Source organism: Psychrobacter sp. K31L (assembly GCF_017942195.1).
GTDB classification, from domain to species: domain Bacteria; phylum Pseudomonadota; class Gammaproteobacteria; order Pseudomonadales; family Moraxellaceae; genus Psychrobacter; species Psychrobacter glaciei.
On sequence record NZ_JAGKSC010000002.1, the window covers coordinates 318,680 to 331,425 of the forward strand.

Annotated in this window: 13 protein-coding genes; 7 read left to right on the forward strand and 6 right to left on the reverse strand. The window is 44.5% G+C overall.

Features of this window, described 5'->3' with window-relative positions; translation table 11 throughout:
- The first annotated feature begins 74 nt into the window (after positions 1 to 74).
- Complete coding sequence (gene truD, locus J5X94_RS04480) at positions 75 to 1,328, forward strand: tRNA pseudouridine(13) synthase TruD (protein ID WP_228293153.1); 1,254 nt, start codon at positions 75 to 77, stop codon at positions 1,326 to 1,328.
- 32 nt (positions 1,329 to 1,360) lie between these two features.
- Here truD and J5X94_RS04485 read toward each other — a convergent pair whose 3' ends face one another.
- Together J5X94_RS04485 and J5X94_RS04490 are read right to left on the reverse strand one after the other, a co-directional pair.
- On the reverse strand, positions 1,361 to 2,815 hold the full coding sequence (locus J5X94_RS04485) for a sensor domain-containing diguanylate cyclase (protein WP_228293154.1): 1,455 nt from the start codon (positions 2,813 to 2,815) through the stop codon (positions 1,361 to 1,363).
- A gap of 346 nt (positions 2,816 to 3,161) precedes the next feature.
- Complete coding sequence (locus J5X94_RS04490; protein WP_210540369.1) at positions 3,162 to 4,043, reverse strand: PHP domain-containing protein; 882 nt, start codon at positions 4,041 to 4,043, stop codon at positions 3,162 to 3,164.
- Between the two features lie 172 nt (positions 4,044 to 4,215).
- Between J5X94_RS04490 and ispZ the strand changes: the two genes are divergently transcribed.
- The 6 genes from ispZ (at position 4,216) to J5X94_RS04520 (ending at position 9,013) form a co-directional block, all read left to right on the forward strand.
- Positions 4,216 to 4,767, forward strand: a complete 552-nt coding sequence (gene ispZ / locus J5X94_RS04495; protein ID WP_010201375.1) for a septation protein IspZ — start codon at positions 4,216 to 4,218, stop codon at positions 4,765 to 4,767.
- Between the two features lie 255 nt (positions 4,768 to 5,022).
- Positions 5,023 to 5,352 (forward strand): YciI family protein, encoded by a 330-nt coding sequence (locus J5X94_RS04500; RefSeq protein ID WP_210540372.1) that lies wholly within the window; start codon positions 5,023 to 5,025, stop codon positions 5,350 to 5,352.
- Positions 5,353 to 5,366: 14 nt separating this feature from the next.
- Entirely contained in the window at positions 5,367 to 5,786 is a 420-nt protein-coding gene (locus J5X94_RS04505; RefSeq protein WP_228293155.1) for a hypothetical protein, read from the forward strand.
- A gap of 251 nt (positions 5,787 to 6,037) precedes the next feature.
- The gene (gene mnmD / locus J5X94_RS04510; RefSeq protein WP_210540376.1) at positions 6,038 to 8,140 is read left to right on the forward strand and encodes a tRNA (5-methylaminomethyl-2-thiouridine)(34)-methyltransferase MnmD; all 2,103 of its coding nucleotides are present in this window, start codon (positions 6,038 to 6,040) and stop codon (positions 8,138 to 8,140) included.
- 35 nt (positions 8,141 to 8,175) lie between these two features.
- The gene (locus tag J5X94_RS14080; protein WP_416346164.1) at positions 8,176 to 8,274 is read left to right on the forward strand and encodes a YjbQ family protein; all 99 of its coding nucleotides are present in this window, start codon (positions 8,176 to 8,178) and stop codon (positions 8,272 to 8,274) included.
- A gap of 115 nt (positions 8,275 to 8,389) precedes the next feature.
- A complete protein-coding gene (locus J5X94_RS04520; protein WP_210540379.1) occupies positions 8,390 to 9,013 on the forward strand; it encodes a hypothetical protein in 624 nt (207 codons plus the stop codon).
- Between the two features lie 102 nt (positions 9,014 to 9,115).
- On the opposite strand, the gene J5X94_RS04525 is transcribed toward J5X94_RS04520, so the two are convergent.
- The 4 genes from J5X94_RS04525 to J5X94_RS04540 form a co-directional block, all read right to left on the reverse strand.
- Positions 9,116 to 9,793 carry a DUF4112 domain-containing protein gene (locus J5X94_RS04525; protein WP_210540381.1) on the reverse strand — a complete coding sequence of 226 codons (678 nt, stop codon included), beginning with the start codon at positions 9,791 to 9,793 and terminating at the stop codon, positions 9,116 to 9,118.
- Positions 9,786 to 10,724 (reverse strand): 4-hydroxybenzoate octaprenyltransferase, encoded by a 939-nt coding sequence (gene ubiA, locus J5X94_RS04530; protein WP_210540383.1) that lies wholly within the window; start codon positions 10,722 to 10,724, stop codon positions 9,786 to 9,788. The genes J5X94_RS04525 and ubiA overlap by 8 nt, the downstream gene beginning before the upstream one ends.
- Positions 10,725 to 10,823: 99 nt before the next feature.
- Complete coding sequence (locus tag J5X94_RS04535; RefSeq protein WP_210540386.1) at positions 10,824 to 11,732, reverse strand: class I SAM-dependent methyltransferase; 909 nt, start codon at positions 11,730 to 11,732, stop codon at positions 10,824 to 10,826.
- Positions 11,733 to 11,783: 51 nt separating this feature from the next.
- Complete coding sequence (locus J5X94_RS04540) at positions 11,784 to 12,626, reverse strand: undecaprenyl-diphosphate phosphatase (protein WP_201592223.1); 843 nt, start codon at positions 12,624 to 12,626, stop codon at positions 11,784 to 11,786.
- Between the last annotated feature and the right edge of the window lie 120 nt (positions 12,627 to 12,746).

Below are 12,746 nucleotides of genomic sequence, written 5' to 3' on the forward strand. Positions count from 1 at the left end.
CGTAATCTTTAACCTTTAATCCATCTATCCATTACTTTTCTCTAAAATTTATCCTCAAAATAAAAGACGATTTTATGACTTCTCCTAATGCCATCACAGATATTAATGCTAGCCCTCAATCCGCTCTTGAAAGCACTCAAGATAATGAGCAGTTTGATATAGCAAGCATCGATATTACCGCAGCGACGGATACTACGCAGTTACCCCAGCCTATTCAACCACCTGTACAGCAAGCAACCTATAAAGCCAGCGCAACTGATTTCATCGTTAATGAGCTATTGCCGCTCGAATTCACAGGTAAAGGTGAGCACTTATGGCTGCATATCCAAAAATCAGGGATGAACACCGCCTATCTGGCAAAACTGCTGTCAGAGTGGGCAGAGGTTCCTCTGCGCGATGTTGGCTATTCAGGCCTGAAAGATCGCCATGCATTGACAACGCAGTGGTTCAGCTTACGGATACCTAAAAAGCAGTTGCCAGCGGCTGAGTTTGCACCGATAGATATCGGAGCCAATGAATCGGTCACTATCATCGACCAGCAATGGCACAATAAAAAGCTCAATCGCGGCACGCATCGTGCCAACCAATTTGTCATTACCTTGCGTGATATCCAATTTACTGATTTTGATACGATATCGCCAACGCCTGAGCAATTAGTATTGGCAAAGCAAGGTGTCGAGCAGCATTTAGCAAACATCAGCACAACTGGCGTGCCCAACTATTTTGGTCCTCAGCGTTTTGGACGTAATGGCAATAATATTAGAGAAGCATTATCGCTGTTTGCGCGTCCACCGCAACAAAGCAGACCACAATCCAAAAAGAGCAAAAGTAAGCGCGTACCACGAGAGCAAAACAGCATGGAGTTGTCTGCTGCACGTAGTTTGATTTTCAACGAGATATTGGCAGCACGAGTGCGTGATGGCAGCTGGAATACTGGATTGGCAGGCGAAGTGTTTAACTTAGATGGTTCAGGGTCAATATTTACTAGCGAAGCCATAGACGATACGTTGCGTACACGCCTTGAGACGGGTGATATCCATCCCACTGCTGTGCTATGGGGTGCAGGCAATGATAAAGTCAGCGGTGTGGCGGCAGATATCGAGAATGCTCTGATTCAGCAAAATCCGCTATTGGCTCGCTTGGCAAATGGCTTAGAGCAGCGCGATGTAAAAGCACAACGACGTGCGCTACGCCTACCTATTGAAGCGCTATCTTGGGAATGGCAGGATAAAGATGAGACGCAAACCTTGGTGCTAAATTTCACTTTAACGACAGGCAGCTTTGCCACCAGTGTCTTGGCAAGCATAACAAAACAATTAATACACTAAAGCGTATGCGGTCCTTCGACTATGGTCGCTAGTCATGTGCCGTAGAGCACCTTAATATTATTATTTTCTGCCGCCAACATCTCGTTGGCACTCACCACTTGATTGCGACCACAGCCTTTGGCTTCGTATAAAGCTTTATCCGCCATACAAATTAAACGTTGGCAAATATCATGCGGTAGCTGCGCTGTGGGAGTTTGACGATTCGCTCGTTTACTGCTGTACGATTTGATGATCCGCGGTATTACAAGCGACTGCGACGCTTCTTTTTGGATGGGTGTTTTGCACGCTTGCTTTATGCAATTGCGCTCGTCATGCGTCAGCGTATATAGCCCTAAGCTGGCAGTCACATTAAAACTTATATTATCATCGACAATGATGGTTTGCTTGGCAATGCTTAATCGTAGTTGTTCAGCAATGATCATAGCCGTGTCGTGATTCGTATCTGGCAATACAATCAGAAACTCTTCCCCGCCATAACGACTAATGATGGTTTCATCAGTTAAAGACTGCAAGAGCGTCTGTGCGACCTCCACTAAAACTCGGTCTCCTATCTCATGACCGTAATTGTCATTGACCTCTTTAAACCAATCCAAATCCAATAAAATAACGCTGATATCTTGATGGTCTTCTACTGACTTCAGCACTTGCTTCATTTGTGTCAAACCATAACGGCGGTTTTTTAGCTTGGTCAATTCGTCTTGATTGGCATGTAGCAGCACTTCTTTTTTGCTGTCATCCAATATCAATAGCAAGGTGCGAAACATATAAACGATAAAAATAGCTTTGGGCAGTGCCAAAAACACATGGGTTAATCGCCAAAAAAATGTTGAAGAGAGCTGTAATTCACTCATGCTGTCCCAGTCCAATGTCGCACTTTCAAAAGCGGAGGCGGCAACGGCATTTTCGATAGCCATGACTTCGTTGTAATTCAAATAACTTGGAGTATCAAGCATGGGATAAATCACCGTTAGCTGACGCAAGCTAGGCAAATCAATACCAAAATAAGGCGATACGATAGCCAACAAAATCAGAAAAACTTGCAGCAAAAATACTCGCCAAGCATAACGACGCTTGATCAACACCATTCCTAGCATCGCACCACCAACCAGCGATACCCCTGCAAACAAACTGCTGTAGCCTATCATCACGATGATCACGGCAATATAAATGGTATAAGGCACAATGAACATTATTTGCCATTTATCCAAATCTTTACCGTTGTCTCCGCTACGAGATAAGCAGCCAATCAGCCACCAAATAAACAATCCTGTTACCGTCACCCCTAACCATAGTGGATATAACAGTTGAATATTGACATAATCATTGAGCGTATCTCGACACCACCAGACCATCAAGCACCATAGCCAATGCGAAAACACTTCTATCAACACAAATAAGGCCAGCAGCGACGCCCTATCGGCCGCCTGCCATTCAAAAATAACTCGGGAGAGTTTTTTATAGCCTAAATGAGATATCTTTACAGCCATAATTGGGCTACCGCAGATAATAAAAGTGATTGAGCTAAAACCAAACAAGAAAATAAAAAGGCTAACTTATATTAAACCCAAATTGTCGCATTTAGTGTGGCAATCTTTCCTTTAACTATCAATCTGTTTAAGTGATTTATACGTCAATATCTGGCATCTTGTTTTACGGCGTGGCTTTGCGTCATCGCGTTACTTGATAATTGCGAGTCAAATTTTAACGATTATTATCGTTCATGACTTAATATAATCAAGAGTGGCCCTTTGAAAATATTAAATAACATTTAAGCATTATTAAATAAAGGTAGTTTAGCTTATCTATTGGGTCTGAGTAATAGCTTATTTTGGACTAAGCCAATGCCGTAAAAGACTGCCAAATGCCTTGTTGTTCTGGCTGCAATGTCGGTACATCCCCTATCCGTCGCCACGGCATATTACTACCATGAAAGTCGCTCCCTATCGAGGTAACGAGCTCGTGCTCGGCTATGCTGCGATCGACCATTCTACGAGTGCTAATCGGCTCACTATTCGCAGGCAGCTCACAAGCGTCACCGCCCAGCTGAGCAAACTCTTCGATAAGCTTACGCACTCGCGTCGCTGAGAGCTGATAACGCGTTGGATGCGCCAGTACTGCTTTGCCGCCGCACGCGTGAATCAGCTCAATGCCGTCAGCCATGCTCAGTGCATCAATCGCCACATAAGCGGGTTTATTGTCTGCCAAGTATTTATCAAAGGCTTTTTGTACCGTTTTCACTTCGCCGCGCTCAAATAACACTTGACCAATGTGTGCACGTCCAACTGCTTGTGGATTACCACTCGCTTTGTCCAGTACGGCTTGCCACAGCTCATCATAGTTGATATCTAATAGCTCGCTGAGCTTTTCAGTGATTCGTTGACCACGCGTGGCGCGGCTATCCTGTAATTGCTGCAGCGTTGCATGCATTTTTTCGCGGTCAGTAAAATCCAGTCCCAGCACATGAATAATCTTGTTGGTGGATTTATTTTTACCGTAACCACCATTCAGCGTATGTTCACAACTGATTTCAACACCATTGATAAGCGTCATGCCACAGGCAGTGGCAGTGGCTCTCGCGTCATCGATACCCAATAATGTATCGTGGTCTGTCAATGCCAATACATCGACGCCAGCCGCATGGGCGCGTTGCACCACTTCTGTTGGCGCATAAGTGCCATCTGAGCAGGTACTGTGACAATGTAAGTCGATTTTCATATAAAGTGGCCTTAAGGTTTTGAATGTGATAACGCTTATGAGTATGGTATCAATAAAATGCCAAAAAATGGCTAAGGGATGTCATATAAAACGATTATCGTGTTGATTGCTTTTTTTTGGCGCAGTAGACGTGTAAACTACCCCATACGTTTCGTTGGACATGCCACACGCTATGAAAGCCCTATTAGACTTTGTTCCCTTGATCGCTTTTTTTATTGTCGCCCGTACCCAAGGTATTCTGGCGGCAGCAGGCGCTTTACTGATTGCCACTATTGTTGTCTACGCCATTCATTTTATCCGCCAAAAAGGCAAATTTGATAAGCAGCAATGGGTGGTTTTATTATTGACCATCGTATTTTGTGGCGGTACGCTTTTGCTACGCGATGACATTTACTTGCGTTGGAAATCACCGATTATTAATGGCATTTTTGCTTTGACACTGCTTGTCAGTGCCGCTATCAATAAGCCGTTGATGCAGCTAGCGATGAAAGAAGTCTTTACCTTGACGCTTAGCGGTTGGAAAAAACTAACCGTCGCTTGGGCGCTGTTTTTTGCCTTTATGGGTGTACTGCATTATATCACGGCATTTACCATGTCGGATGAGGCTTGGATCAACTTCAAAACTTATGGCTGGATTCCTATTATGTTGGTGTTCGTAGTCGCTCAGTTTGCGCTGCTAAAAAAACATATCAATCCAGCGCTGACCGATAAAACGGCTAAATAAGCGCTAGATAAGTAGTCGCTAGATAAGTAGTCGCTAGATAAGTAGTCGCTAGATAAGTAGTCGCTAGATAAGTAGTCGCTAGATAAGTAGCCGCTAGATAAGTAGCCGCTAAATAATTAGCCGCTAGAATGATTCACCATTCGGTATGCAAGTTTACTGTCTTATAATAACTCATTACTGCAAAATCCTAATATTGATAATGATTACTCATTAATGATGATACGATTTATTATTACTATTTATTAAGGAATTATTATGTCTTTATTTGCCATTATTGGTCACGACGTCGCTAATAGTAGCGTACAACGGCAGACTACTCGTGCAGAGCACGTCGAGCGCCTGCAAGCATTAGATCGCGAACAACGGTTAATTATCGCCGGTCCGACACCTATTGAACATGGTAAAAGCGAGATGTCAGGCAGCTTAATCATTGCTGACTTTGACTCTATTGAAGCAGCACAGACATGGGCGAACGCTGAGCCTTACTTGCGTGACGGTGTGTACAGTCATGTCGATATCAGACCCTTTATCCATACCTTACCCAAGCCCGATGACAGCGTATCAGATAAAGTAGCACAGTCGTGAATCAGTGCGCATCCTTGTCAAAAAGTCGCCACTATCAATGTAGCCTTGCTGCTGTCATATTAATCGCGGCTATGTCAGCGCACGCTGCCCCCACCGTTACCAATACGAGTGCGAATACAGGTACGACTGATCCGTTGGCGGAACAAGCGGCTACCGTGCCAGTAACGACTCCAAATTCAAATCTTGATATTAACAATACCTTGGCGGCACAGCTGCAACCCTCTAACAAGGCGCTAAATACCGCCAATCAAGAGTTACTCAGTCGTAATGCCCAACTCCAACGACAGGTCAATGACTTGCAAACCCAAGCCAATGTCTTGGTCTATGAGAGTAAAGGTCAACTGTTTTTATATGGCGCGTTCACGGTGTTAATCAGTTTATTGGTGGGTATTTTTGTGTCTTGGTTGGTGTTTGTACGCCGCGAACGTTGGTAATATCTGTTTTTATTGATTAAAATTATTTGATTGTCTGTCTATACTTAACGGCACTTGGCTTAACGACACTTAGCTTAACGGCACTTGATGGAATTCGATTTTTCTGACTCTTCACATATACAGTCAACCTAAAATAACATCTACAACAAAAACCGAGTGTAAGCCATACATGAGTATGGTCAGCGAGGTTGACGCTGTAGTGATTTTATTTTGGTCAGGCTGTAGCTAGCAACGCTCCTAAGAACTTCGCCATGTCTAACGCTCAACTAAATAACGCTGAACAGCCAAACGTCATTACCCCTGCCAAGATTCACTGGCAGATGGATGATACGGGTAATAAAGTGCCTGTATCGGGCGAGTTTGGTGATGTTTACTTTTCAAATGCTGATGGTTTAGCAGAGTCACGTCATGTGTTTTTATCGCACAATCAACTGCCAGAGCGACTAGCAAACCTTGCAGAAAAGCAGTGCTTTACGATCGCTGAACTGGGTTTTGGTACTGGGTTGAACCTCTTAGCGACTTGGCAGCTATGGCGACAGCTGCGGGATATGCACCCTCAATTAGCGACTGCTCGCTTGCATTTTATAACGACTGAAAAATATCCCATCCCGCTTGCAGATTTAACGCAGATCCTTGCCCTATGGGGACAGCGTGCGCCTGAGCTTGCTGAATTCATTAAGCCACTACTAACAGCATACCCACCTCTCACCGCTGGCTGTCATCGTCTAAACTTCTTTGAGGACAATCTGACCGTCGATATATGGTTGGGTGATGCCGCCGATAGCTTAGCCAAATTAGCCGTAAATACGTCTATTAAGCCTGCGCCCTACGTCGATGCTTGGTTTTTAGATGGTTTTGCACCTTCCTGCAATAGTACCTTATGGACAGATAGTATTTTTGCACAAATGCAGCGTTTATCGCGACCAATGACCACCGCTGCCACATATAGCTGTGCCGGTATCGTAAAACGTGGGCTGCAAAACTGTGGCTTTCAGATTAAAAAAGTAAAAGGCTTTGGTCGTAAGAATGAAATGCTAACGGCAATCATGCTAGATACTATAGATTTAAACGCTAATAATAGTAAAGATATACCCTTTTACAATCATGCTAGCACTGTAGCGCCCGCCACAGACAATAATAGCGATAGCGAGTCTGCCAAACCCACTAGCAACCTGCCCGCCCATACCATCGTTATTGGTGCTGGTGTCTCTGGGCTATCAGTGGCTTGGTCGCTGGCCAATCGCGGTATTCAGGTCACCTTATTAGATAAATCAGCCCCCTTAGCAGGCGCTTCAGGTAACCCGCGTGCCTTGCTCGCTCCCAAGATGACGCCCATTCATCATGTCGACGAACATCTGCATACCATAGGTTATCTTTATAGCAGCAGATTATATCGCTTGCTGAATAAAAAATCTGAGCAAGAAAGCGGGGCATCAATACTAGAGCCAACTGGCGCGCTCGACTTATTGATCAAAGCCAATATCGGTACAAAGCAAATTGCTGATTATCCTGACGACATGGCAACCACACTATCCTGCGAGCAGGCACAAAACGCGAGCGGCCTCAAAGCGCAAGATTTATCAGAGAATTTGTACTTACCACAGTCTGGATTGGTCAATCCACAAGCATTGAAAGACATCATACTAGCGCACCCACTCATTCGCTTTCAGCAGTTAGACGTTAAGAGTATTAGCGAAACAGAAGAAAGTGTCTGTATCGAAGGCAATAATCAGGATAAGCAGACGATATCCATTAGCGCAGAAAATGTGGTGATTTGCGCTGCTTTTGAGAGTCATGAGCTGGACAAGCGTATTTTTGATTGCCGTAAAATTCGTGGTCAGCTTTCTTGGTTTACGCCCACAGTCGCACAGCTCACAAGCCTACCCAAAATACCGCTTAAATATAGTGGCTACTGTGCGTTATTTACTGCTAAAACTGGCGATGAAACTTTGAATAATGTGATAGTGAGTGCGCCCTATTTATTACTAGGCGCGAGCTTTATACGTAATGACACAGATATAGATATCCGTAAAGAAGAACATCAGATTAGCCGCGATAAACTAGTGACTGCCATTCCTGAGATGGACTCTGTCATTCCAACAGATCTCAGTTTGTGGCAAGGACGGGCGGGTATTCGCACTCAAACGCCTGATTATCATCCAATCGTTGGACAATTAGATCAAAGCAAACGGATGTGGGTCATGAGTGCGATGGGTGCTAAAGGGTATGCCATTGCACCAATATGTGCTGAAGCGTTAACAGATATGATGTTAGGAGCATTTGCCCCCTTATCAATGGCGATGCTTGCGCGCCTGTCACCAAATCGTACGCGTTTACAAACACCGCTGACTTGAAAAATCCAACTGATCTGCCAGTTCATTAAAGCATTCTGTTTGGAGTCAGTTTGACTGTACCGCTGGTAAATAGAGCGCTAAGACTAGGAACGTGGCAAGGCATTTATTTATGTAAACATCGAGACTATCTTTAAAAATATAATGGCAATAGAAAAGTCATTATTACTGTGAATACTTAATAAATGGTAGATTGTTCCTGACCATTTACTGTGCTTAAATAAAGCACTCTTTACGGATATTCCTCTCCTTATGAAAACCCATACATTTAACCCAACTAAACCTACCCTCTATTTTCAGGCTGTTTCTGCTATTTTTTTGAGTATCTCACTATTGAGTGCCTGTCAAAAAACACCAGAGCCTGAGACAGATAACGAGACAATCTCTGACGTAGCAGTACAAACCACACCCGTGACTACCAATATTAATGTTGATACGGCCGCTGATAATGGTGAGGATACCGCAAAGCCTGAAGTAAACTCAGAACAAGATGTAAGCTTAACTGAGCTAGAAAACGACCTTGGTGCAACTGAGCCGTCAGTGAATAATGCTGGCATAGCACCCAGCCCTGAACAAGCCATTAAAGGCGCGCAAATCACTGATGTCCGTTATAAAAATGCGGCTGGCGAATCACTCTCTGTCGTTTTTGAAACCTCGGCAGCGGGCGTGCTCAACGCTATCGTCACCTTACCGAACAAACCGAAAATGACTTTAAGCGCGCCTGAAGGTCAAGGCAATAACCCAACTTATCGATCAAGTGACGGCAGTATTCAGCTGGTCAGTCATGCGGGTGGCGGCACTATTGATCTTATTCGGAATAATAAAGTCATCAGCTTCGATGCAATCAGTGCTGAAGCAGAGGTCATCACTGAGTAATATCTGAGACTGAATACTTATAAAAATTTGTCATAAAAAAGGCGGCGCACGTTAATATTAGATAATAACGTGTGCCGCCTTTTTTGGTCTTTTTACTTTCCTCTAGCCAAAACCAGTGGTCTTGCCAAACAGACTTACGAGCCAGCTAATCATTGCCCACAGTCCCCAGCCAATCACTACAATGACCATTAAACCAAGCATATCAGGGATATGTAAATACAACCAAGCAACGACTGGATTGCGCCAAAAAAAACCAAAGCGACTGCGCTGTTGCTTGTCTTCTAGTGATTGATGCAAAAACGGCCGATCAAGATGCATGGTTTCAGTGATGCCATATTCGTCTTGTAGATGCTCATGCACGATACCTAAGGTTTTGCGACTGGGACGAATAAAGATATCGAGCAGCGTCCCAATACCAGGCACGATGCCAACCACCATATCGATGAGTGCCAATCTGACAGCTGGCGTCATTTTGTGCGCAGGCACACCCAGTTGACGACCTAATATAAAGGCATAGCTGGTTAATGCCAATCCTGCCAAATCTCCTGCCAACGGAATGGTCGAAAGCGCCGCATCGGCACCCATTCCTTGTTTGGTAAAAGGCACACGTACGAGCGAATCCATCGTATTAGCAAACTTAGCCAGTTTACGCTCGGTGGCGATGACTTGCTCACGTGTTAGACCATGTGCGGCTAGCTTTGCCTGATAATCGATAACTGGCGCATTAATATCAGCGCCCTTTTTCGCTTTTGACTTTGAGAGCTTCTTAAAGTTATCCATTAAAAGTCGTCCATATACAAGCGATTGCTATGAGAGCAAAGACGTAACGTCCCACCCATATATTGGCTAAAAACGCCTGAAAGCAAGCCAAAGCATTGCGACTGGCACAAGCGCTGTTTTGTTTGGAAAACATCATCGCCACTAACGCGAGCCCAAATACTGGTGTTATGCCTAACGTTGTCGGTGCAAAATAATGCCACATGACCCCGCCCATGATCAATAAAAACAGCATTTGAAGTATTGAGATGATAATCACATCATAACGCCCAAATAATATGGCCGTTGATTTGACCCCAATCTGCAAATCATCCTCGCGGTCAGCCATAGCGTACTGAGTATCATAGGCCACTGTCCAGCACATATAGGCGATAAACAACAGCCAGCACCAAATATCAGGAGCACCTTGTACCGCCACGTAAGCCATGGGTATCGCCCAGCCAAAAGCCGCTGCCAAAAACACTTGCGGCAAATGGGTAAAACGCTTCATAAATGGGTAAATGAATGCCAGTATGATCGCACCAAGCGACCAATAGAACACTTCAACGGGCAGGAAAAACAGCAAACTGGCACTTAATAACACCAACACAAAAAAAGCAGCGATTGCTTCTTTAGCAGACAGACGCCCATCAGCTAATGGACGTCCTTTGGTGCGGGTCACATGACCATCCACCTTACGATCGGCAAAGTCATTAATCGCACAACCTGCCGCCCGCATAAAAATCGCGCCGAGGGCAAAAAGCAAAAATATTTTAAGACTTGGCAGACCTGCCGTCGCTCCGTTCTGCTGCGCCTGACCCATGGCGGCCAGTAGCACACCCCATAGCGTCGGCCACAGTAACAGCTCAATACCCACAGGCTTATCAAAGCGCGTCAGCTGCATATAGGCATATAGCTTTTCTTTAAAACTCAAAGCGGAGTGAGTGTTAGTCATTGCAGTGTCATCTCTAAATATTCAGTATCTGAGCGTAATATCTCTACGCGTGTCCATTAAGCTTATTAAATAAGTAGACTTGTCATCGTCAAAAACCCATCAAACAAAATAGCCATCAAAACGTACGGCTTCATTATGCCAGCTTTCACTTGCTGGCTGATGCGCAAGTTGTGGTGCAAGTTGTGGACGCTTAACAACCACACGGCCCTGTACTTGTGTGTTTCGCCCATTCTGACGGACGACGGCTTGCGCACTTTGTAGCAATTGCAGCTCTTCGTCTGCTGTGGGCGGGAGCGCTAATTGGTGTAGTGCTTGCATATGCTTGCCTACTTTAGCGCCTTTACCTGTCTTGCTATCTTGATAGCTGTTCTCTGGAAACATAGGATCCAAATAAACCACATCGATCAGCTTACTATAGTCAGCTGCCGATACATTATTCAAGCTGTCAAAATAACTGAGCGCATCGTTATTGATAATCTGCAAACGGCTCATCAGCTTTTGCCAATTTGCTAGCCCACTCATACGCTGCTGTTCTACTAACAATAACAATGCCATCAAGGGCTGCTGCTCTAGCATGATGACCTGTGCACCCGTGCTGGCCAATATCAGGCTATCATGACCAAAACCAGCCGTCGCATCAATGACTATACTATCCGATGTGACTTTGGCCGCTTGCAATAATAGCTCAGACTTACGCCCCGCACTCACTACACGGCGTTGTAATTTATCCCATTCTGGCGCAACGCTCAATCCATCACTCAGCCATGCAAGCTTGTTTTTCTCATCTAACAAGAGAATAGGTTGAGTTGATGTCTGGCTTAATTGCTGGCGACGTTTCTGATTGAGCTTATCAGTAAACAGCTCAATGTCTAAAATAATTGACAGTTGATGTACCGCAATCAGCGCTTGTATGCGCTCGGCTTGGGCTTGCTGAGACTCTCTAACGTAGAGAAGTTGGCAATGCATAAAGGTACTAGCTTTTTTAGACTCTTGGTGTAAAACGGTCATAACTGCTCCACCCTATTTACTGCTTCTAAGGCTAAAAAATATAGTGAAAATCTAGCCAGCCATTTGATAGCCAAAACCCCAAGCAGCGACCAAAACGATGACGCCAGTGATGATACGTAGCCATGCAAATATTTTGAAATCACGACGACTGACCCAAGCGACCAGCAGGCGAATACAAAGTAAAGCCACCACAAATGATACGATCGTACCTATGCCTAAAACCAACCAGTCTGCACTATTAGTCAACACATCGTGGTGCTTGAGCAAATCCAATAATGCCGCACCGATAATGACCGGAATACCCAAAAAGAAGGAAAACTCTGCGGAAGCCTTACGAGAGACACCCAACCATAGCGCGCCAATAATCGTCGCGCCTGAACGTGATGTCCCTGGTATCAATGCCAGACATTGCAGCAGACCAATCATCAATGCTGTTTTTAGACTAACGTCTTCTGCTTCTTGCGCAATAATCGCTTTAGGACGATTTTCTACATAGAATATCAGTAGACCACCGATGATCAGCATAATCGCCACGACGATAGGATTAAATAAATAGGCTTTGATTTCGTCAGCGAAGGTAAAACCAACGATCATCACCGGAATAGTCGCAACAATTAAGCTCAATCCAAGCTGGCGTGGATTACTCATGCCTTCAGCTTTACCAGTCAGTAGACCCATGAGCGCTTGCCAGAGTCTGCCCCAGTAATCATAAATGACCGCTAAGATAGCACCAAGCTGCACCACTACCACAAACAAATCGACTTTTTCTTTGGTCCAAAAGCCCATCAAATCCGCTGATAAAATCAAGTAGCCAGTACTAGAGATGGGTAAAAATTCAGTGATACCTTCAACGATACCCATGATGACAGCTTGAATTAATAAAATGATATCCACGATGGCTTTCCTAAATATGGACCGGTTGGTTAATAGCGTTTTTAGCGTGTTGTTATGTAGTCGATATTAAATAAAATAGATACATGACATTATAATGCGTGACTGGTACAAATTTTTCTT